The sequence below is a fragment of the Halomonas ventosae genome (assembly GCF_004363555.1).
Classification (GTDB): Bacteria; Pseudomonadota; Gammaproteobacteria; order Pseudomonadales; family Halomonadaceae; genus Halomonas; species Halomonas ventosae.
Genome location: NZ_SNZJ01000006.1, coordinates 107383 through 128897, shown reverse-complemented (window position 1 = coordinate 128897; position 21515 = coordinate 107383). Strand labels below are relative to the sequence as shown.

General features: G+C 66.2%; 21 protein-coding genes and 1 tRNA gene. 11 read left to right on the top strand and 11 right to left on the bottom strand.

What is annotated here, in order from left to right; all coding sequences use genetic code 11:
- The first annotated feature begins 5 nt into the window (after positions 1-5).
- The 6 genes from DFP85_RS06930 (at position 6) to DFP85_RS06905 (ending at position 6935) form a co-directional block, all read left to right on the top strand.
- On the top strand, positions 6-773 hold the full coding sequence (locus tag DFP85_RS06930; protein WP_133635572.1) for an SDR family NAD(P)-dependent oxidoreductase: 768 nt from the start codon (positions 6-8) through the stop codon (positions 771-773).
- 194 nt (positions 774-967) lie between these two features.
- The gene (locus tag DFP85_RS06925; RefSeq protein ID WP_133635571.1) at positions 968-2779 is read left to right on the top strand and encodes an acyl-CoA dehydrogenase C-terminal domain-containing protein; all 1812 of its coding nucleotides are present in this window, start codon (positions 968-970) and stop codon (positions 2777-2779) included.
- A 224-nt stretch (positions 2780-3003) separates the two neighbouring features.
- The gene (locus DFP85_RS06920; RefSeq protein ID WP_133635570.1) at positions 3004-3969 is read left to right on the top strand and encodes a zinc-binding metallopeptidase family protein; all 966 of its coding nucleotides are present in this window, start codon (positions 3004-3006) and stop codon (positions 3967-3969) included.
- Positions 3970-4096: 127 nt separating this feature from the next.
- Entirely contained in the window at positions 4097-4951 is an 855-nt protein-coding gene (locus DFP85_RS06915) for a glutathione S-transferase N-terminal domain-containing protein (RefSeq protein ID WP_133635569.1), read from the top strand.
- On the top strand, positions 4951-5787 hold the full coding sequence (locus tag DFP85_RS18900) for a hypothetical protein (protein ID WP_166644616.1): 837 nt from the start codon (positions 4951-4953) through the stop codon (positions 5785-5787). The genes DFP85_RS06915 and DFP85_RS18900 overlap by 1 nt, the downstream gene beginning before the upstream one ends.
- Positions 5784-6935, top strand: coding sequence for a hypothetical protein (locus DFP85_RS06905; RefSeq protein WP_133635568.1), 1152 nt, complete (start codon positions 5784-5786; stop codon positions 6933-6935). The genes DFP85_RS18900 and DFP85_RS06905 overlap by 4 nt, the downstream gene beginning before the upstream one ends.
- A gap of 5 nt (positions 6936-6940) precedes the next feature.
- On the opposite strand, the gene DFP85_RS06900 is transcribed toward DFP85_RS06905, so the two are convergent.
- Positions 6941-7417, bottom strand: a complete 477-nt coding sequence (locus DFP85_RS06900; protein WP_133635567.1) for a nucleoside deaminase — start codon at positions 7415-7417, stop codon at positions 6941-6943.
- A gap of 355 nt (positions 7418-7772) precedes the next feature.
- Between DFP85_RS06900 and DFP85_RS06895 the strand changes: the two genes are divergently transcribed.
- The gene (locus DFP85_RS06895) at positions 7773-8156 is read left to right on the top strand and encodes a surface-adhesin E family protein (protein WP_133635566.1); all 384 of its coding nucleotides are present in this window, start codon (positions 7773-7775) and stop codon (positions 8154-8156) included.
- A 115-nt stretch (positions 8157-8271) separates the two neighbouring features.
- Positions 8272-8616 (top strand): hypothetical protein, encoded by a 345-nt coding sequence (locus tag DFP85_RS06890; RefSeq protein ID WP_133635565.1) that lies wholly within the window; start codon positions 8272-8274, stop codon positions 8614-8616.
- A gap of 452 nt (positions 8617-9068) precedes the next feature.
- Here DFP85_RS06890 and DFP85_RS06885 read toward each other — a convergent pair whose 3' ends face one another.
- Positions 9069-10703: a hypothetical protein gene (locus DFP85_RS06885; protein ID WP_133635564.1), complete on the bottom strand. Its 1635-nt coding sequence runs from the start codon at positions 10701-10703 to the stop codon at positions 9069-9071.
- Positions 10704-11019: 316 nt separating this feature from the next.
- Here DFP85_RS06885 and DFP85_RS06880 point away from each other — a divergent pair, with 316 nt between their 5' ends.
- On the top strand, positions 11020-11379 hold the full coding sequence (locus DFP85_RS06880) for a hypothetical protein (RefSeq protein ID WP_133635563.1): 360 nt from the start codon (positions 11020-11022) through the stop codon (positions 11377-11379).
- A gap of 110 nt (positions 11380-11489) precedes the next feature.
- On the opposite strand, the gene DFP85_RS06875 is transcribed toward DFP85_RS06880, so the two are convergent.
- Complete coding sequence (locus tag DFP85_RS06875) at positions 11490-12092, bottom strand: hypothetical protein (protein WP_133635562.1); 603 nt, start codon at positions 12090-12092, stop codon at positions 11490-11492.
- A gap of 244 nt (positions 12093-12336) precedes the next feature.
- Positions 12337-12744 carry a hypothetical protein gene (locus tag DFP85_RS06870; RefSeq protein ID WP_133635561.1) on the bottom strand — a complete coding sequence of 136 codons (408 nt, stop codon included), beginning with the start codon at positions 12742-12744 and terminating at the stop codon, positions 12337-12339.
- Between the two features lie 197 nt (positions 12745-12941).
- Here DFP85_RS06870 and acuR point away from each other — a divergent pair, with 197 nt between their 5' ends.
- Together acuR and acuI are read left to right on the top strand one after the other, a co-directional pair.
- Positions 12942-13580 carry an acrylate utilization transcriptional regulator AcuR gene (gene acuR / locus DFP85_RS06865; RefSeq protein WP_133635560.1) on the top strand — a complete coding sequence of 213 codons (639 nt, stop codon included), beginning with the start codon at positions 12942-12944 and terminating at the stop codon, positions 13578-13580.
- 67 nt (positions 13581-13647) lie between these two features.
- Complete coding sequence (gene acuI / locus DFP85_RS06860) at positions 13648-14631, top strand: acrylyl-CoA reductase (NADPH) (RefSeq protein WP_133635559.1); 984 nt, start codon at positions 13648-13650, stop codon at positions 14629-14631.
- A 102-nt stretch (positions 14632-14733) separates the two neighbouring features.
- Here acuI and DFP85_RS06855 read toward each other — a convergent pair whose 3' ends face one another.
- The 7 genes from DFP85_RS06855 to DFP85_RS06830 all read right to left on the bottom strand — a co-directional run bounded on the left by DFP85_RS06855 (position 14734) and on the right by DFP85_RS06830 (position 21437).
- Positions 14734-16041, bottom strand: a complete 1308-nt coding sequence (locus DFP85_RS06855) for an ATP-grasp domain-containing protein (RefSeq protein ID WP_133635558.1) — start codon at positions 16039-16041, stop codon at positions 14734-14736.
- An 85-nt stretch (positions 16042-16126) separates the two neighbouring features.
- Entirely contained in the window at positions 16127-18127 is a 2001-nt protein-coding gene (locus DFP85_RS06850; protein WP_133635557.1) for a hypothetical protein, read from the bottom strand.
- Between the two features lie 89 nt (positions 18128-18216).
- Positions 18217-19218, bottom strand: coding sequence for an alpha/beta hydrolase (locus DFP85_RS06845; protein ID WP_133635556.1), 1002 nt, complete (start codon positions 19216-19218; stop codon positions 18217-18219).
- A gap of 38 nt (positions 19219-19256) precedes the next feature.
- Entirely contained in the window at positions 19257-19559 is a 303-nt protein-coding gene (locus tag DFP85_RS06840) for a winged helix-turn-helix domain-containing protein (protein WP_133635555.1), read from the bottom strand.
- Positions 19560-19574: 15 nt separating this feature from the next.
- On the bottom strand, positions 19575-19733 hold the full coding sequence (locus DFP85_RS18895; protein ID WP_166644615.1) for a hypothetical protein: 159 nt from the start codon (positions 19731-19733) through the stop codon (positions 19575-19577).
- Positions 19734-19963: 230 nt separating this feature from the next.
- The gene (gene bioA / locus DFP85_RS06835; protein ID WP_133635554.1) at positions 19964-21247 is read right to left on the bottom strand and encodes an adenosylmethionine--8-amino-7-oxononanoate transaminase; all 1284 of its coding nucleotides are present in this window, start codon (positions 21245-21247) and stop codon (positions 19964-19966) included.
- Between the two features lie 105 nt (positions 21248-21352).
- Positions 21353-21437 (bottom strand) — tRNA-Leu (locus tag DFP85_RS06830).
- Between the last annotated feature and the right edge of the window lie 78 nt (positions 21438-21515).

The window sequence follows — 21515 nt, the reverse complement described above, 5'->3', positions numbered from 1 at the left end:
CTGACATGCAACTGAAGGACAATACCTTTCTGATTACCGGGGCCGCCTCCGGGCTGGGGGCGGCCACCGCCGAGCGCCTGGTCGCCGCCGGCGGCCGGGTGGTGCTCTGCGACCTCAGCAACGCCGTGGAGGCCCACGCCGAGCGCCTGGGCGGTGCCGCCCGGGCGGTGCGCGGCGACGTCACCTCCGGCGAGGACATCCAGGCGGCCGTCGATGTGGCGGTGGAGCTCAGCGATGGCCGCGGCCTCGCCGGTGTGGTGCACTGCGCCGGGGTGGTCAGCGTGGGCAAGCTGGTCGATCGCGAGGGCAACCCCGCCGACCTCGAGGCCTATAATCGCACCATCCAGATCAACTTGGTGGGCACCTTCAACGTGATGCGACTGGCCGCCGCGGCCATGGCGGGCAACGCCCCGGGTGAGGACGGTGAGCGCGGGGTGATCATCAACACCGCCTCCATCGCCGCCATGGATGGCCAGGTGGGGCAGTGCGCCTACAGCGCCTCCAAGGCCGGCGTGGTGGGCATGAGCCTGCCGGCGGCCCGGGAGCTCTCGCGCCACGGCGTGCGGGTGATGGCCATTGCCCCCGGGGTCTTCGAGACCCCCATGATGAGCGAGATCCCCGACGAGGCCGCCCAGGCCCTGGCCGCCGCCGTGCCCTTTCCCAAGCGGCTCGGCAAGCCCGACGAGTTCGCCCGCCTGGCCGAGCAGATCATCACTAACGCCATGCTCAACGGCGAGGTGATCCGCCTGGACGGCGGGATTCGCATGCAGTAAGGCTTTCGGCCAGTCACAAGGGGTCAAGGAGTAAGGGGAGGTGTCCCTTGACTCCTTGACCCCTTGATCCTTTCCGCTTCTTCAAACGAACGCTTGACTGCATCCAGGATGAGGGATAATTTCAAACACATGTTTGAAAGCGGCCGCCGCCGCCCGCCCCCGACTTCCGGCGGCCTTTTCCAGGAGAGATCGAGATGCCCGACTATCAGGCCCCCCTGCGCGATATCCGCTTCGTCATGGACGAGATGCTGGACTACCCGGCCCACTACGCCCGTCTGCCGGACGGCGAGGAGGCCAGTCCCGACGTGGTCGCCGCGATCCTGGAGGAGGGCGCGCGCTTCGCCCGCGAGGTGCTGCTGCCGCTCAACCAGAGCGGCGATCGCGAGGGCTGCCTGCTGGAGGGCGGCGAGGTGAAGGCGCCGAAGGGTTTCAAGGAGGCCTACGCCCAGTACGTGGCGGGCGGCTGGCCGAGCCTTGCCGCCGAGCCCGCCCACGGCGGCCAGGGCCTGCCGCACTCGCTGGCCATGGTGCTCAACGAGATGGTCTGCTCCACCAACCTGGCCTGGGGCATGTATCCGGGGCTCTCCCACGGCGCCGCCGACGCCCTGCGCCACCACGGCACCGCCGAGCAGCAGGCGACCTACCTGACGAGGCTGGTGGAGGGCACCTGGACCGGCACCATGTGCCTCACCGAGCCCCACTGCGGCACCGACCTGGGCCTGATCAAGACTCGCGCGGTTCCCGCCGATGACGGCGCCTATGAGATCACCGGCACCAAGATTTTCATTTCTGCCGGCGAGCATGACCTGGCCGAGAACATCGTCCACCTGGTACTGGCCAAGCTGCCGGACGCCCCCGAGGGCTCGAAAGGCATCTCGCTCTTTGTGGTGCCGAAATATCTTCCCAATGAAGCGGGCGATCCAGGCGAGCGCAACGGCGTGGTGTGCGGCTCGCTGGAGCACAAGATGGGCATCCACGGCAACGCCACCTGCGTGATGAACTTCGATGCGGCCAAGGGCTTCCTGGTGGGCGCCCCCAACAAGGGCCTGGCCTGCATGTTCACCATGATGAACGCCGCGCGCATCGGCGTCGGCATCCAGGGCCTGGGGCTCACCGAGGCAAGCTTCCAGAACGCCCTGGCCTATGCCCGTGACCGCCTGCAGATGCGCTCGCTCGCAGGTCCCAAGGCGCCGGAGAAGGCCGCCGACCCGATCATCGTCCACCCGGACGTGCGTCGCATGCTGCTCACCCAGAAGGCCTTCGCCGAGGGTGGCCGGATGCTGGTGCTTTACACCGCCCAGATGATCGATATCGTCGAGCACGGCACGGATGCCGCCGAGAAGGAGCGCGCCGAGACCCTGCTGGGCCTGCTGACCCCCATCGTCAAGGCGTTCCTCACCGAGGTGGGCTTCGAGGCCACCAACGAGGGCGTGCAGGTCTTCGGCGGCCACGGCTTCATCCAGGAGTGGGGCATGGAGCAGCTGGTGCGCGACGCGCGCATCACTCGCCTCTACGAGGGCACCACCGGCATCCAGGCCCTCGACCTGCTGGGCCGCAAGGTGCTGATGAGCCAGGGCGAGAGCCTCAAGGTATTCACGAAAGAGATCCACAAGTTCTGCCAGGCCGAGGAGGGCAACAGCGAGCTCGCCGAGTTCGTGCGCCCGCTGGCCAAGCTCAACACCGAGTGGGGCGAGATGACCATGGCCATCGGCATGAAGGCCATGGCCGACCGCGAGGAGGTGGGCGCGGCCAGCGTCGACTACCTGATGTACGCCGGCTACGTGACCCTGGCCTACCTCTTCGCCCGCGCGGCGAAGCAGGCCCGCTCCGTGCTGGCCGAGGGCAGCGAGGAGGCCGCCTTCTACCGCGCCAAGCTCGATACCGCGCGCTTCTTCTACCAGCGCCTGGTGCCGCGCACCCGCGCCCACAAGGCGGCCCTGGAAGCCGGTGCCGAGCCGTTGATGGCGATCAGCGCCGAGGACTTCGGCCTGGGTTTCGAGATCTGATTCGAGACCTGATGGCTTAACGACACACCAGCGAGCACTCTCTCGATCGGTAGCGATCGGTGTTTGGCGGCGGGGACTCCCTCGCCGTTTTTTTCACGCAAGATGTAGTCGCATTCTGCCTGGCCTTGCACCGATGGCAGTTTGATTGGTGGAACCGGAAAGAGCAGGATGCAGCCTAGAGCGTCGGGCCATCTGCCTTGCGGTAACTGCGGAGTGACTGCCTCATGCGTGTCTTTGCCAACCCGGTCGGTGCCGGGTCCCTCTGGTTCGACAACCTCGCCACCGCCGAGGGAACGCCCGTCGCCTATGACCCCCAGGCCAGGGCCTTCCTGCCCATGCCGCCGTTCTGCGTGAACCGCGAGGTCATCGGCTGCAACTGGATCGCCCCCGAGCAGGGCGCCTTCTGCCGCTCCTGCGCCATGACCGCGCTGGCGCCGGATCCTTCCATTCCCGATGCCATGCCCAACTGGGCGCAGACCGAGGCCGCCAAGCGCTGGGTGCTCGATAACCTGGGCCGTTGGCACTGGTTCCGCCCTGAGGACCCCGGCGCTCGTCCGGTGTTTCACATGCTGGCGGAAGGACATACGCCGGTGCCCATGGGCCATGCCGGGGGCGTGGTGACGATCAGCGTGGCGGAGGCGGATGCGGTCCTGCGCACCACGCGCAGGGAGGCCCTGGAGGAACCCTATCGCACCATGATCGGCCATATGCGCCACGAGATCTCGCACATGCTCTGGTGGCGCCTCAGCCTGCGGGAGGATTTCCTCGAGGCCTTCCGGGCCATGTTCGGCGATGAACGAGAGGACTATCCCGCTGCGCTCCAGCGGTACTTCCATGACGGCCCACCGCCGGACTGGCGGCTACGCTTCTTGACCACCTACGCCTCCGCGCATCCCCACGAGGACTGGGCCGAGACCGCCGCCCACCTGCTGCACCTGACCGATATCACCGACAGCTTCGTGGCGGCGGGGCTCTCTTCCCCGGAGCTGCCGAGTCCCAACTGGGACCCCTACATGGAACCCGACGCCGACCGACTGATCCATGTCGCGGCCAGCCTGGTGGCGGGGGTTAACCACGTCAATCGCTCCATGGGGCTCTCCGATCTCTACCCCTTTGTGCTCTCGGATGCCGCCCGCCAGAAGCTTGCCTTCGTGCATGACTGGTTGCGCCGGGGTGCCCAGGGGCTGTGAGCCGGCCCCGGTTCGGCGGCAGCCGATCCCTGGTCGCGTGACTGGTACCGTTGCCGTGTCGGAGGCATGATGATCGCCTCGACGCCCCGAGGCGGCGAGTCACTGCCACGCGCACGAGGAATCGTCCATGTCACGAACGACGCGCCTGCAAGACCTGATCCGGGAACTGCGCCACCACACCGGCCCGCTCGGCGGGCCCGAGCTTGCCGAGCGGCTGGGGATCACGCTGCGTACCCTCTACCAGGACGTTGCCGCATTGCGGGCGGTGGGTATCGAGGTGGTCAACGCGCCTGGCCAGGGCTATGTGCTTCCGCCGGAGGTCGTGCTGCCACCCGCGGCACTGGCCGAACCCGCCCCACGGGAGCCGGCTGAGCTCACCTTCTACACCAACCCGCTCTCCCGGGGCGGGATCGTCCACTGGATGCTCGAGGAGCTTGGCGTGCCCTATCGCACGGTGACCCTCGAGTACGGTGCCGCCATGAAGTCGCCGGACTACCTGGCCCTCAATCCCATGGGCAAGGTGCCGGCGATCCGCCACGGGGACGTGGTGGTCACCGAGGCCGCTGCCATTTGCGCCTACCTCGCCGATGCCTTCCCGGAGGCCGGCCTGGCGCCGCCGCCCGCCGCCCGGGGCGACTACTACCGCTGGCTGTTCTTCGCGGCCGGGCCCCTGGAATCCGCCCTCTCGCTCAACACCCTCGGCGTGCAGCCCACGGCGGAGCAGCAGAAGCAGCTCGGCTGCGGCGACTACTGGACGGTCATCGAGACCCTGGCGGCCGCCCTCGAGGGAAGGCGTCATATCGCCGGCACGGCCTTCAGCGCGGCCGATGTCTATGTCGGTTCGCACCTCGGCTGGGGCATGCACTTCGGCACCATTCCCCGCCGGCCCGAGTTCGAGGCCTACTGGGAAGGGCTGCAGGAGCGGCCGGCGAGGCTGCGCTGCCAGGCATTCGTCGAACAGGCCCTCTCGCCGCTCGCCTGATGGCCGGGCGCTGGCAGCGAGCCGCGCCGCTCTGGCGCCACGCCCACCTGATCCTGACGGTGCTGGTACTGCTGGTCTGGTCGCTGGCGGGCGGGTCGCTTGCCGGCGTGCTGTTCCTGCCGGTCTGGGTGCTGGCCACCCAGCTGATCGTGGCCGGCAGCCTGGAGGCTGCCCGGCTGCGGCGTCGTGCCTGGCTGGAGCAGTACCTGCGTGATGACTCGCCCTGGCACGGCTGGCTGCGCGGCGGGGCGATGATGGTGGCGCGCCACCAGCTCATGGGTGCGCTGCTGGCGCTGGTGCTGCTGGTCAAGCTGCGGCTGCTGGCGCCCGTCCTCTGGCCCCTGCTGCTGGCCGGGGTGCCGGGGCTGGTGGTGGCGCAGCACCTGCTGCGTCGACGCCTGGCCCGTCATGTCATCGCCGACCACCTGGCGGCGGTGACCCGCCGCCTGGTGGTCGTGCCGGCCGCCGCCCTGCTGACCCTGCTGCTGGTGGTGGCCGCCCTCTGGCTGCCCCAGCCGTGGCTGGTCGGGCTCGGCTGGGAGGAGGCCATCGCGCGTCATTTCCCGGATTCCTCGGGGGGCGCCGTGCTGGGATTCTTCGAGCGACTGGCCACCGTGGCCGAGATCACCCAGCACTGGAGCATGCAGAATGCCGTGGAGCGGTTCCGGCTCGCCACGCCCGTGGCGATGCTGGGCTGGCTGCTGTTGCTCCTCATCCAGAGCACCTTCGCCTGGGCCTATGTGCGCCTGCTGGTCGGCGCCGAGGCGCTGCGCAGGGGAAGGCATCGGCCGCACCGCGAGGCTTCCTGCACCGGGCGAGAGGAAGATCCGTCATGACGCGTGTCATCCGCTCGTCGAGCGATCGACTGGCCTTCGGGCTGCGCGCCTGGCGCAGCTGGGGGGCGTCGCTGCTGGTGGTCATGGCCCTGCTGCTGCTGTTCGAGCTCGGCCAGGGCTGGCTGGCCTCGCGCAGCCAGGCGCCGCTGTTCCGGGTGATCGTGGCCGGCGAGCCGCTGACCCTGGATGCCGAGACCCACGCCGAATTCTCTCGGGATCTCACGGCCCTCGCCATGGAGACGGAAGAGCGGCTCCAGGCACGCATGCGCCCCTGGCTGGACGAGCGGCTGGATAGCGCCTTTGCCCCCCTCGAGTCGGCGGTGCCGGACTATCTGGACTGGTACTACTCTCCCGTTGGCAGCTACACGCGACTCGGCGTGGCGCTCATGGGTGACCTCGATGATTGGCTGGACGAGCAGCTCCACAGGCGGCTGGTCGAGGGGACCGGGCTCGAGTCCGCCCTGGCGGACCTCCAGGCGGACTACCCCCGTCGCCTGGTCAGCGAACAGCAGGCCCTGGCCGACGAGATGGTGGCCACACTCCAGGCGCGCTACGCCCCGCAACAGGTGGCGCCGGAACGCGAGGGGGAGCGCCGCGTCCATGAACTCGACCTGGACGGTGTATTACAGGAGGCCCTTCGGGATGGCCTGGATACAGCACGCTGGAGCACCGCCGCGGTGGGGGGCAGCGGTGCCAGCCTGCTAGCGGGGCGAGCCCTGGCCCGGCGTTTCGGCGCCTCCGCTGCCGCACAGGGCAGCCGCCTGGCCCTGCGCAGCCTGGTGTCACGCCTGGGGGCGGGAGGCATGCGCTCACTGGCCGCCGGTGGCGCCGCCTCGGCGGTAGCTGCCCCCGCCGGCCCGGGCGCACTGGTGGTGGGCACGGTGGCCACTGCCGTGAGCCTGGCCGGCATCGCGGGAAGCGAATACGCGATGCTCAAGGTGCAGGAAGCGCTCCATCGGCCGGCGAAGCAGACCCAGCTGATTGAGGCCATTGGCGAGACCAGAAGGGCCTTGCGGGCTTCCCTCGAAGCCTCGGCCTCCGCCGGCGCCGCTACCCTGACCGGACAGGTCGAGGCTCAGGCGACCCGGGCCGAGGACGATGAAGGGATGCCCCACGCCTACCGGATCCTCGGCCGCCGCGGCGAATAGTGGCGTCAGGCACTGTGCAGCCGGCGATGTAGGTCGCGGATGCGCTCGGCGAATTCCGACACCGGGCCCTCGACCACCGCGTCTGGCACCACCTCCTGAATCGGCAGCGGGCGAACCCGGGGCGGGGCCACGCCCAGCTCCTGCAGCCAGTCCACCAGCTGCTCGGACGAGCTGGCAAAGACGATCCGCCCCAGACCCACCCAGCCGTGGGCTGCCGCACACATGGGGCAGTGTTCGCCGGAGGTGTAGACGGTGGCCCGCCCGCGCTCCTCGGGCGTCAGATTCTCCGCGGCCCAGCGGGCCAGGAAGAATTCGGGATGCTGGGTGGCATCCCCGCCGGCCACATGGTTGTGGTCCTCCACCAGCACCGCGCCATCGCCACTCACCAGCACCGAGCCGAACGGCTCGTCACCGGCCTCCAGGGCCTCCTCCGCCAGTTCCACGCAGCGCTCAAGGTGTTGTCGGTCTGTCTCGGTGATCATCGTTCGGTCTCCCTGGGTTGGGTTGCCTTCCAGCATAGGGGCGAGGCACGAAGATTTCATCGGGCAGGCACAGGGCGCCTGCCGTTGGCACCCGAAGCCGACTGAGCTAGGCTGGGGCCATTACAAACGGAAACAGCTCGGTAACAGGGCTGCTCCAGGGAGCGGAGAAGCGACATGGCAGCGCGACTCACGGAAGTTCCTCCGGCTGGCCGGCATTCCTTCGGAAAATGGCTGAACCCCATTGTCCGAAGGAATGCCGGTTTTTCTATGGTGGTTTTCGGCCCAAAGCGGACATGCCGGAAAAGGCAACAGGCGCATTCACGTGTTAAGTCAGAAAATAAAAAAGGAGCTGTGCATGAAAATCTTGTTATCAATCTGCTTTGTTTTTATGATCCTTTGTACGAATTTTGCACTTGCTGGTTGGAAACAGATAGCTTCATCGTCCAAAGTAGATGTCTATGTAAACACATCCGACTCGAATAAAACAAATGGTGTGGCGAAGGCTTGGGTACTGATTGATCATCAGGAGGTTCAGGTAGAAGCCGGCGATCATTATCTATCCTCTATGGGCGAATGGGAGTTCGTGTGTCAGGAAAAGGCACAAAGACAAGTGTTTCATGTGATATTTTCTGGTCATATGGGGGGAGGGAGAACTATTTGGTCTGGTCCAGTTCAGCGTGATTTTCACAGGATAGCCCCTGGGACTGCACCTGAGTTGGTTTATAACATGGTTTGCTAGGTTGACTTTCAAGCTAAGTAAAAGCGCAAGGGACCCAGCCGGAAAAGTTGTCTGATATTTGGGGGTTGCTATGACAATATTTTGCCAAGACTGTAAGGTTTCTATCAGTGAGAATGTGGAGGCTCAAGAAGGAAGGCAAGCTTGTCGAAACTGTGGATCCCTGAAACGACATTATACTGAATTTATTTCAGAAAGTGTGTCGGCAGGTGGTTTAGTGGCGGCAAAGGGCTATAAAGGAGGGCTTTCCAAGCGAAAAGGAATTCGCTTCGAGACTAAGGATGGCGATTCTTTCAGTGTAGATCGTAACCGCTTTGTGAAGTTAACCCAGATCGTTGATCACGAGCAAAATCGATACTTTAAGAGAGTTGTCGACTCAAGGAGTGGCGAAGTGATTCGTGATGTTGATGAGCCGCTATCGGATCATAAAGGGCGCGGATCAGCAAAGAAAAATAAAAAATAGAGATCTTTTCTAGTGCTAAGGTAGTCTCTAGGGAACCGCTGATCAATTCGATACTGAGCGCCTTTGGCACTCAGCGAAGCAACTGGTCAGTGGCGAATTGTTCAGAAATTCCCTAGCTGTGGGGATTTCGGACCGACTGCAGATGAAGCTTATCAAGTGGGATATAGCATTGGGCTTTCAGATGAATGTAGCAGGTAAGGTAAGGAAAAGAGTAGATACCATCGGCATATGATGACTCTCCCGGGAGAGGTGAGCTTTCATCGGCATTTCAAGACGGATATTGGGCTGCCAGAAACGATCGCGACCTTGTAAATATTATTAATTTAGAAAGTTTTTAGTGGGGTGGCTCCGCCATCCATGTGGCCAATAAAATGCTTTTCGTTTCCGGCTATTATATTAGGTTGCTTTGAAAGACCGCTTCTGGCCGAATCCGGCGGTCACGGTGTCGTCGGTTACCAGAATTCTTCCATCAGCAGAAGCAGGGTGATCACCACGGCCATCAGCATCAGGGCATTGCGTACCCAGCCGACACCCCTGGCCAGGCGCGTAAGCCATACCGCGGCGCCGGATTTGGTCTCGATCGTTTCCCCCGGCCCTTCCGTCGTCATCGGGTGCTCCGGTTGCTGCCAGGCCCTCAGCCAGCGAATGAGCTCTCTGGTGCTTGCGATCACCGCGGGCAGGTGGTTCAGCATGCCGGCCACGGCAGTCAGCAGCATAGCGAAATAGAACAGGAAGCCGATGCCCATCATGAGGGTGTCGCCCGACCGCCAGCTCGATGCTCCCTCCCCAAGACCCAGCACGCCGATCCAGACGGCCGCAATGAGGGCGCTGATGGTCACCAGGGCCTCCTGGAGGTGGGAGAGCAGCCCGAGCAGCAGCAGGAAGAGCCCCGCCATGGCCCGCCACCCGCGCCTGGCCTCTTCACCGAGCCACAGGCCGGCACGGCGCAAGGCCAACCCGAGGAAGGCAGGGAGGACGAGGAGGGCCACCACGCCCAGGGCCAGGACCAGCAGGTCACGCCCCTTGTCGAACTGCAGCCCCAGGATCAGCGGCAGGCTCACCGCACCGACCAGGGCAAGCCCCAGCCCGCTTGCGGAAGGCCATGGGGTGCGTGTGCCATCCCGGCGGTCGCGTAGCGCGTTGCCCAGCGTGCCGAAGGCGGTGGCCACCACCAGGATGCCGAGGTTGGCACCACCCCAGTGAAGGATCACGCCTGAGGCTTCCACAACGGCGGCGATGGCCACGATGCCAACCACCCCGCGCCACCGGTAGCGCCATCCTGCCAGCAGGGCCGCCAGGGGCAGGGCCAGGGCGCTGCCCAGGGGAGCGAACTGCTCGACCAGGGCAGCGTGCTCTCCTGTAAACATGACGAGGGTCTGCCAGAGCGGATACCCGCCCCAAAGCAGCAGCAGGAGCGCGATGGTTGTCATCGGCCAGCGTGGGCCGAGGTTATCGGAAGCCCGTTCGATGACGAGGTCGTGCGCGTATCGCCCAGCATGGAAGATGGCCAGGCCGGTCAGGAAGTCCGCGGGCGTATCGAGCGCATAATGGAGCCGCCAAGGACTCCCGAGCATCGCCAGGCCGATCCCGGCGGCGGTGGCCAGGGCCAGGGGACCGAGCACCAGGAGGGCCGGGGCCTGTGCCCACCCCAGCAGGAATAACAGGAAGTGGAGAAGCGGGAGCAGGCTGACGATGACCACGACATCGAACCCGCTGTCGAGCCCTTCCCGGGCGACCAGCACGTGAACCGGCAGCAGGGCGAGAGCAGCGAGGAAGCCGAAACTCGAACGAAAGCGGCGAGCGAGCGGCGCCATCGGCCATCGCGCTGCCAGCAGCGCGGCCGTGGAAATCGAGACCAGGTAGATGTCCAGCCGGGCGGGAAAGCCGCCGACGGGCGTGAAGAGGCCAAAGGGGAGCAGCAGGCCGCCAACCACCACCATGCCGACACCCCGCCAGCCATGGCGGTCACCGGCGAATACCGCCAAGGGCACGCAGGCGAGGGCGGCATGGAAGCCCAGGGTGTCGGTCAGTTGCACCTGGTACGAGAGCAGCAGGAAGGCCGGCAGCAGCCAGTAGGGGCTCGTCATCGCAGCAACTCCCAAGGCTCGACCGGCATGCCGCCGGAACGTTCTCGGATGCCGGCATGCCGCCGGAACGTTCTCGGATGCAGGCAAATGCTGCAAGGCGAGCGGCCGGCCGGAGCCGCCTCACCTCGCGCCCCTTTGATACCGGCAGGTCATCGAGGCTGAAGGGCTCGAGGTTGCCGGAGGCACCCCGACGCTGATCGGGCTGGTCAAAGGAAATGTAGCGTCGGAGGCCTCCCCTCGCCATAGGCGTGGTCGGCGTGGACCGTTAGTGTGGATGCCTCACTCACCCTCACCCTCTATCAATAGGGAGCAGGCCATGAGCAACGGACCCTACGGGCAGATCGCGTGTCGCTGTGGCGTCGTGACGCTGCTGGTGTGTGGCTCACCCCTTGGCCGCGGGCAAGGGGCCGGAGACGAGCCCGTCATCTTCTGGCCGCTGGAGGGCATCCAGGTCGGCGGGGGAGCCGATGAACTCGCCATCGTGCGGGATGGCCGGGGCGGTGATGCCTGGAGCTGCCGGCGATGCGACGAGCGTCTGCTGCATGCCCATGACGAGGCAGGCGTGGCAGCGCTTGCCGGTGACCTGGAGGATATTGGTGACCTGTCGATGGTGCCGTCGTTATCGCAGCGACGCTGCCTCGAGGCACTGGGTTATCGGGTCGTGCCCGGAGAGTAGCGGTTAACCCCATGGGCATCGGGTCTGGCAAGCGGGCTCGGCGCGGGTGGCGCGCCGAGTCCGCTGTAGCCAGGGAAAGGGGCGTTCCTCCCTGGGGCGCCTTCGCAGTCTCAAGCGTTCCAGGAGTTGCAGGTCACCGCCGGGTTGAAGGGCTCGAGGTTGCCGTTGGGGTTGTCGCGGAACCAGACGTGCTGGTCGTAGTGCGGCTCGAAGTGGTGGGCTTCCTCGGCAGGGGTATCCGGGTCGTCGACCATGTAGTCCCAGCGGCGACCCGCGAGGGTCGGTGGTGCGCCATGGCCCGCGGCCTCCCAGGCCTTGCGGAACACCAGGTTCTCGACCCCGACCAGCACCAGGGAGCCATCCGCCTGGGGCTCGTAGAGCAGGATGGCGGGGTTCATGAAGTCGGTGTGGGTCCCGGTGCCGTCGACCCGGGGAGCGGTGACCGTGAGGCCGAGCAGGTCCGGGCGCAGGTAGTGGATGCCCATGCCGCCGAGCTCGGCAGGCAGGCCATGGGCCGCGGCACTCACGCACTCGCCGGAAGGGTCCGGCACGTAGCCTTCCGCGAGTGCTGCGTTCACATCCTCGAAGCGTACCGTGGCCGCCTTGATCGACGCGACCAGCGCCTCGACGTCATCGGCCTGGGCACTGCCGGCAGGCAGGCCGGCCGAGGCCAGCCCCGCGGCAATGATGCTTCCCCACAGGACGCCGTGCATGGGTTGTTCCTCCAGGAAAGGTCGTGTCATGCGCCTGCAGGCGCATGACACGAAATGCGCCCCAATGCTTGCCGCAGGGGCGCGAATCGGGTTGGACCATCCCCCAAACTATAGCGTCGAGGCGAGCCGCGACCGGCTGATTTTGCCGTGATACGGAGGTAACAGGAGGCATGCGCCGAGGGCACGAGCCGAATTAAGCAGCCGGGAGCGGAACGAGGACAGCGAGAAACGCTTCTCGCCGGAATCAGGAGAGGCGGCGCCAGCCCTCGCGGAGGTGGCGGGTGGCGCTGTGCCAAAGGCCGGTCGGGGCGGGGGCCGGCGGGGGAGAGAGCGCGACGAGGGCGTGCTGCAACCCGACGAGGATGGCATCCAGGTGACGGTGGCAGAGGGTGCTGTCCAGCCCGCCCGGGCAGTGGCCGAGCAGCTCCTCGCACTGGGAACAGGCGGCCTCCAGGGCCCGATGGGCCTCCTCATGGGCCATGGCCTCGTCGCGACAGGCTCTGAGATCGCGACACAGCATCCGCAGCATCCTGCCGTCGAGCCAGCAGGGCAGGCCGTCGCTCGCCTTGCCGGCCATGGAGTGCTTGATGGCCTGGAAGGAGACCTGCAGGAAGACGACGGTGGTGGTGATCCTGGGACGTTCGGGATTCATGTCGGCCAACCCGGCAACAGTCTGTTGATGAGAATAATTATCGATAGTAGGCGTGGCCAGCGGCGTCTGTCAATGTGGCGCAACGGATGAGGCATGCTGGACGCTGGGGTTCGGGCGCTAACGGTCGGATGTGCGTCACGCAAGGGGCTGATCCTTGAGTGACTTGAATTTATAGACGAGCGGTCTATATTAAAGACATGACGCAGACGACCGCTTCTCCCAAGCCACGCCGTGGGCGACCCCCCAGGGTCTCCCGCGATGACCCGGATACCCGCGCGGCCCTGATCCGCAGCGGGCTCGAGGTGCTGACCGAACAGGGCTTCACCGCATCCGGCATCGACGGCATCCTGCGACGCGTCGGGGTGCCCAAGGGCTCGTTCTACTACTATTTCGACAGCAAGGAGGCCTTCGGGCGCGCCGTCATGGAGCATTATGGCGCCTACTTCGCCAACAAGCTCGACCTGCATCTGCGGGACGGCTCACGCCGGCCCCTGGAGCGCCTCGCGGCCTTCGTTGCCGATGCCAGGGCCGGCATGGAACGTCACCACTTTCGCCGGGGTTGCCTGGTGGGCAACCTGGGCCAGGAGGCCGGTCGGCTGCCGGAAGGCTACCGGCAGTGGCTGCGGGCGACCCTCGCCGACTGGCAGCAACGGGTGGCGCGATGCCTGCGCGAGGCCCAGGTGGCCGGTGAGCTCGGTGGCCAGGCGGATTGCGACAGGCTCGCCGAGGCCTTCTGGATCGGCTGGGAAGGGGCGGTAATGCGCGCCCGGCTGGAGGGGAGCGCCCATCCCCTGGAAACCTTCATCACGACGTACATGGAAGGGCTGCCCCGCTAGGCCGGGGTGTTTTCATGTCTTCAAGTAGACGATCGGTCTATAAATAGACACATCAACGAGGTGCACGATGTTCAAGGCAATCCTGATCGACAAGCAAGACGACGGCCAGCACGTGTCGCTGGAGGAACTCGACGAGTCGCGACTCCCCGAGGGTGACGTCACGGTGCGAGTCGACTGCAGCACGCTCAACTACAAGGACGCCCTGGCCATCACCGGCAAGGGGCCGGTGGTGCGCGCCTTTCCCATGGTGCCGGGGATCGACCTGGCAGGCACGGTCGAGAGCTCGTCGACCGACGCCTACCGGCCCGGCGACGCCGTGCTGCTCAACGGCTGGGGCGTCGGCGAGAAGCACTGGGGAGGGCTGGCCGAGAAGGCCCGGCTGGACAGTCGCTGGCTGATCCCTCATCCCTCGGCCTTCAGTGCCCGGCAATCCATGGCCATCGGCACGGCCGGGTATACCGCCATGCTCTCTGTGATGGCGCTCGAGAAACAAGGCGTCACGCCGGATCAGGGCGATGTGCTGGTGACCGGCGCCAACGGCGGGGTCGGTAGCTACGCTATCGCGCTCCTGGCGCGGTTGGGCTATCGGGTCCTGGCCTCCACCGGGCGCCTGGAGGAAACCGACTACCTCAAGGGGCTCGGGGCCCAGGAGGTGATCGACCGGGCAGAGCTCTCCGAACCGGGTCGCCCGCTGGCGAAGGAGCGCTGGGCGGCGGCCATCGACTCGGTGGGCAGCCACACCCTGGCCAACGTCCTTGCCGGGACCCGCTATGGCGGCACCGTCGCGGCCTGCGGCCTGGCGCAGGGCATGGACCTGCCGAGCAGTGTTGCCCCCTTCATCCTGAGAGGCGTGACCCTGGTGGGGATCGACAGCGTGATGCGCTCCTACGAGGATCGCGTCGAGGCCTGGCGCCGGCTCGGTGAGCTGCTTGCCCCCGAACAGCTCGACGCCATCACCCGCACGATCGGCCTGGAGGAGGCCATCGACACGGCGGGCGAGCTGCTCGCCGGCCGGGTGCGTGGGCGCGTGGTGGTCGACATGGCACGCTAGTCAGGCGATCGGATGGTGGATCGACAGGCATGAAAAGGGCAGGGCGCAGGCCCTGCCCTTGTTCATTTGCCGCCTCGAAAAGAGGCGGGCTTCAAGGGGCTATCAGACGTAGAAGTCCAGCTCCTCCTGTGCCTTGAGCAGGTCCCGCATCCTGATCGGGTCGTCACCGAAGAAGAACACCAGGCCCCAGTGCGTGCCGAATGCCGAGCGGTCCGGCACCGTCTCCTCGGTGGGCGCCACCAGCTCGTGGGACTCGAAGTAGGGGTGCTCGATGGTTTCCTTGGGCATCTCCAGCTTGCTGACGACACGCCGCCGCGGGTACACCCCGAAGCAGCCCGCATAGCCCTTGGCGTCGACCACCTCGCGGGGGAAGAAGGCCTCGACCTCCTCCTTGGTGCTCTTGGGGTCGAAGACCAGCATCGATGCCTGATAGGGGCTGAAGCCGTAGGCGCGCTCGATGAGCTCGAAGGCCTTGAAGCCGGGCGGGCGATAGGCGACTTCGCCGAAGTACATCTCGCCGTCCGCCGCCACGAAGTACTCGGGATGGATCAGGCCGAACTGGATGTCGAACGTCTTGATCAACTTCTCGATCTGCTTGGTGATGGCATCACGCCAGCTCTCGAGTTCGCGGGTGGCGGGAACGAATACCGAGTAGCCCAGAGTCACATACTCGGAGATGTTGAGGAACTTGATCTTGCCATCATGGATCCAGGCCTCGACAGCAAACTCCCAGCCGTCGAGGTGGCTTTCCATCAGCAAGGGATACTCTTCGGCCGGTATGCTGTCGATCTCGTCGATCTTGCGGATCATGCGGTGCCCGAGACAGCCGGCCTTGTCGAAGGCCTTGACGTGTATCGGGTCATCGGGGTCACCGTCGAGCTTGAGCAGCGTCTGGTTGACGCGCTTCATGAAGCGGATGATGTCATCCTTCTCGTGGGCTTCCTCGAAGATCCCCACGCGAATACCGCCCAGCTGGGCGCGGCGCTTCATCAGTGCCTTGTCGCGAAACAGGATGGACTGCCCGTACATGCGGGGGCTGTCCATGAGCACCGAGTTGATCGCACCCGACCATTCGACGGTTTCCTCGAACAGCGGAATGGCCACATCCACGCCTTCTTCCTTGAGCCGCTCCGCGATCTCCATGGAGCGATCGTTCAGGCGCACGAAATCCCATTGAATGTACGGAATCTTGTTGGCTTCGCAGAAGTCAGCGGCCCAGTCCGGCGCTACCACCACATAGCGGCGGTCAAACTTCTGCGCGGCCTTGATGGCATTGACGCTCCAGCCCAGCAGCGCGATGTAGCCCTTGTTGGGGTCCTTGGGGGTTTCCGTTCCCTTTACCGAATCCAGTGTCGGGTCGGTCCAGCTTGAGACGTCCTTGGCGGCCGGGGTTTCCGATACGGTCGACATGTGCTGCTCTCCTTCTGCCTGTGGCAGGGTATTGACGCTCGATTTATTGCGTTCTTGTCGAGCTTGAGTGCCAGGCATCGTCGGGCTAGCGCCCCGACGCCCAGCTATCGCGGGCCAGACCCATGGCCCGATACACTTCATCGTCTGGTACATCGGCCGGCTCGCCCTTCTCGAGCGGGTCGTAGTGAAAGACGTAGAGTCGCGAGGCGAACTGGGCCACCGGCAGCGAGGCCTCACCGTAGAGTTCGCCATGGCCCTGGGTCGAGGTGACGATTCCCTGCCCCCAGTCCTGCCCACTGTCGTTGTTGGGGTTAAAGAAGTAGACCCGCATGACCTGGTTCGGATCGAGCGCCAGGCGCTGGATCGTGATCGCGTGCCAGCCGAGGAACCGCGTGGCGCTGTCGGTCACGGCAATGCCTGCCGGCTGCGGATTGATCACCGGAATGTTGCCGTTGTAGAAGGGGTGGTACGCGGCATAGAAGTCACGCATAAACCCCTCGAAGTCCTTCAGCCCGCCGGTAAACACATCGACCGCGATGCGGAAGCCATGGCCCACGTGATCGCCATGGAACTCGGCGTTGACCCACTTGTGGGGATCCTCTCCGCGCCCGACGCTGCGGCGTCCCATCTCGAAGTAGATGCGATCGAGGTGCGGCACGGTGAGCAGGGAGACAGCGTCAACATCCACGGGAGGCTCGGCGGCCAGGCCCGTGCCGAGGTCGCGGGAGGAAATGCTGTGACCTTCGAAGCGCATCACGATCTCGTCATCTCGCGCCGCCCAGGCGACGACCCGGAGCAGGTCGGCCGGTGTGTTGAAGGCCCACATGGACAGGGCGCGTGTCGACTGGCAGGTGGGGTAGTTCCCCTGACCCACGCCCAGCGGGCGGCCGAGCACATTGAGAACGTCGGCGAGCAGAAAGCATTCCGGCGAGCGACGATCCCCGAAGACAGCAGTGACCTTCTCTGCCGCCGCATCGCACAGCGTCATTCTCAGTTGTCGCCACAGCGACGGGGCCACCGGCGGCGAGTAGAGGATGCCGCGTTCGAGCATCATGGCAAGACCGTAGGCGGCCTGGCTGGTCTCGGCAAACAGGGCCTCATCGATCAGGGTGTGGATCAGCGCCGGGTAGCAGTGAAAGGCGTCGGCTCCCGTATGACTCAGGCCCAGTGCCGTGGGGATCAGCGCATTCCAGCGCCCGCGCAGGTAACGGATGAACCCCGGCATGTAGGGCGAGACCAGGCCGGTGCTGTGCATGGCCTGGGCAAAGGCAATGGCCTCCTGCAGCAGGGCCGCGTCGTCCATGCTCGCCAGCCGCTCGGCATACGTCTCGAAGCCGGGGTCTTCGCGGCAGCCCTCGGTGGGGCTGAACACGGCGTTGATCAGCTGCCGGGCGTCGTCCCCGACCTCGCCGGCCATGGCATTCGGCCGATCCTCCAGTCTGGGCAGGCAGGAGGCGATCTGGGTCACCATCTGTTTCACGCCCTCCACCTGGACCGGGCGTTGCGCCAGGATGCGCCAGACTTCGGCCACCAGGTGCTCCAGGAGGTTCTCGTACCCCAGGTGATGCAGCAGGTAGCGATACAGGGCCTGGACGGCGTAACCGAGCCGGTCCGGCCGTAGACGGTCGCCCTCGTGCAGGTCGCCGACCACGAGATCGAGGTTCATGGCCATCACCTGGGCGAGAAAGTGATGCGCATGCTCCGCCGAGAGGGAAGGGTGGGAATAGTCGCCCTGGGCGACGGCCAGCAGGCGGATCTGGCTCAAGCTCTCGACCAGGGTGGCGACCGGGTCGCCATGACGCACGGTACGCACGGCGAGGGATGGCACCAGTGTCTGGGGGTAGTCCCAGTCGCTGCCTCGGAAGAACCCGGCGGCCTCGATCGCCGGCACACGCGCATAGAGGACCTCGAGCCCACGGTCGTCGACCATCAGGGGGCGTGCCGCCTCGAGCACCTCGAAGACGGGAGACACTCCGGCAATGGCATTGGCGGCGGCAAGCCGTTCGATGGCGGCGTCAAGCTGCTTTACCCGCTCGCTCGACCCCTCGTCGTCGTGGTGGGCGGATTCGCCAGTCTCTTCGCTCATCCACCCAAGGTCCGCCCTGTCCCGAGACATGTCAATCACATTCGGGCGGGCGATGCGCCCGACAGCCCGCCGCGCAGCAGTTGCCTGACTCAGTGGCAGAGGGTGTCGCGGACCTGATCTCGGCTCCGCTCGTGGCCGGAGGGCAGGGGAGCCGCGGGGTCGGCGAGCCAGGCCGCGATGTCCACCTCGGTCCGCTCGCGCTTGGTGTAGCGGGTTAGCATATGGTAGCCCTGCGGGTAGAGCGCCAGACGGATCCCCTCCTGCTCGGGCAGTCGTGCGAGCAGGGCGCAGATCGCCTCCGGTGGAATGATGTGGTCCTCGGTGCCATAGAGGATCAGTGCCGGGGCAGGCAGCCATCGAGCGGCCTCCAGGCTCGCGTCCATGGCCAGGCTCACGCCGTGCAGGGTATCGACCCGCGCGCGGCGCAGGATGAGCGGGTCCTCGGCCAGCCGGCGCTTCATCTCGGGGTCGTCGGTGGGCTCGATGCCGAGGCGCTGGACCGTGCTCGAGGTGAAGCTCAGCGCAGGGAAGAGGCGCACGCCGAGCCACAGGCCCAGGCGCTGGTACCAGGGCATGGCCTCGAAGCCCCACACCGCCGGCGCGATCAGCACGCTGCCCGCCACCGGCGGCGGGTTGTCGCCGCTCAGGGCGAGGATCGCCACGGCACCGCCCATGCTGTGGCCGACCAGATAGAGCGGAGTCTCGGGATGGCGCTCGTTCAGCAGTGCGGCGAGCAGGGTGACGTCGTCGGCCAGCCGCTCGTGGCCGGGCCAGAGGCGCCGCTGGGCGGTGGTGCCGAAGCCGCGCTGGTCATGGGCATAGAGGGTGATGCCGCGGGGTGCCAGGGCCTCGGCGAGGACCTGGAAGGTGCCGCCATGTTCGTTGAAGCCGTGGATGCCGAGCACGATGGCCTGCGGTTCGCCCTCGGCCGGCCAGTGATGAAGCGGCAGTCGGTAGCCGTCCTCGGCAATCACCTGGCCCGCTGTCAGCCGGACCTCGTCGCTGCCCGGCCCCTGCGACTGGCGCACGGCCCCTTCGCCACAGCCGGCCAGCAGAAGCAGGAGAACCAGCGGCGCAAACCGAAGGGCCATCCCGGTCGTCAACCGAGCCCGGGCCTTCACCCTTCCCCTCACGGTCGAGTCGGATAGCCCAGGGCGAGGCGAAGCCGTTCGGCGTTCGCCGCCACCCACGCCGGGTCGATCGGGCCCCAGTCGCGGATCACGTAGGCGCCGATGTTGTGGCGCTCGCCGGCCTGGTGCTCGAACTCGCAGAGGATGTCCAACTCGCCCAGCGCTCCTAGCGTGTCCTGGGCGGTGCGCCGGGGCATCCCGGTAGCGGCGGTGATGGCAGGCACGCTGGCGGTGCCGGTGTCCACCAGGTGGGCCACGTAGAGGCGGCGGTAGAAGCTGGTGCGGGTCTTGCTCAGGGTCATCGGGGCTCCTTCGCGCTACAGGGTGACGCGGTCGATATGACGGCGGAAGTAAATCTCCAGGCGCAGGTAGCAGTCGGTATTCATGGTCAGCGCATCGGTGGTGCCGAAGAAGCCGTCGATGCTGCGTGAGGTGCTCTCCCCCAGTGCGAGAGCTGGGCCAAGGGTGCCAGACATATGGCCACCAGTGCGCACAGACCCTTCATCATCGTGTCCCTTGCCCTGTTTCGGGGAAGTCTACCGGCTTCTCCCTCCTGGGCACCATCGTCTTGTCCCCGCGCGGTTCGGAGAAGAGTCAGAGAGCGTGCATCCCTTGCCACCCTGGAGGACTTCGAGGACGAGCGGTGTGTCTGCAGCCGCAATGGGATCTCGCCATCCCGCGCCGGCTGGTGTAGCCAGTGGGGTGATCAGCGTGCCAGGAACCAGCCCTTCATGACGTCGGTGATGCGTCGCAGGTCTGCCTCTGTCGTGATGTAGGCCGGCATGGTGTACAGCCAGCGGCCGATGGGGCGCAGCCAGACGCCCTGCTCGCGGGCCCAGCCGGCCACCCCGGCAAGGTCAGAGGTGTCATGGGCCTCGATCACCGCGGTGGCCCCCAGCACCCGAATGTCCGCTACCGCCGGGTGCGCGGCCAGCACCTCGTCATCCAGCAGCGTCTCGCGCAGCACACGGTTGAGCGCGGCGATCCTGCCGAGGTAATCCTCCTCCTCGAACACCGCCAGGCTCTCCAGCGCCACCCGGCAGGCCAGCGGGTTGCCCATGAAGGTGGGGCCGTGCATGAAGGCGTGCATCTCGCTGTCGCCGATGAAAGCCTCATGCACCCGGTCGGTGGCGAGTGTCGCCGCGTGGCCGAGATATCCCCCGGTGAGCCCCTTGGAGAGCACCATGATATCGGGCGTGACGTCGGCATGGTCGGCGGCGAACATCCGTCCGGTGCGGCCGAAGCCGGTGGCGACCTCGTCGAACACCAGCAGCACGTCGAACTCGTCGCACAGCGCACGGGCGCCGCGCAGGTAGTGGGGCGAGGTCATGTTGAGGCCGCCGGCGGCCTGCAGCAGCGGTTCCATCAGGATCGCCGCGATCTCGTGGTGGTGGCGCTCGAGCACCTCGCGCAGGGCGGCGAGGTCCGCCGACACCGCCTCGGGCTCGGCATCGAAGGGGGCGGTGGGTGCCGGGGCGAAAGGATGGCGGGGCAGGTAGCCGGCGAACAGAGAGTGCATGCCCTCTTCGGGGTCGCAGACCGCCATGCAGCCGGCGGTATCGCCATGATAGGCCTTCATCAGCGAGAGCAGGCGGTGCTTGCCCGGCCGGCCGCGCAGTTGGTGGTACTGCACGGCCATCTTCATCGCGACTTCCATGCCCACCGAGCCGCTGTCCGAGTAGAAGACGTGGTTCAGCCCTTCGGGAGTGATGCGCACCAGCTCCCGGGCCAGGCGGTCGGCGGGTTCGTGGGTCAGTCCACCGAGCATCACGTGGCAGAGCTCGCCGGCCTGCTCGCGGATCGCCGCCACCAGCCGCGGATGGGCGTAGCCGTGGATCATGCACCACCAGGAGCAGGTGGCGTCGAGCAGCGTCTCGCCGCCTTCCAGGGTGAAGCGGGGTCCCTCGCCGCCGACCACCTTGGGCGCCGGGCGCTGGGTCTTGAGATGGGCATAGGGGTGCCAGACGGGAGAGGAGAGGGGGGCGGTCATCAGGGGACTCCGTGGCAGCGGTGAAGCGGTATGACGGGCACGCGAAAGCGCCGCACATCTCGGGGAGATGACGGGGAGGATCGCGTTAAGAACGGGGAGTACAGATGGTGCGGATGGGGAGACTTGAACTCCCACGCCCGAAGGCACCAGGACCTAAACCTGGCGTGTCTACCAATTCCACCACATCCGCACGGGCAGGCAGGCGACCACATTCTACGGACGCCCCCGCGCAAGTCAATCGCCATCGGTCAGCTCACTGAGCATGTGT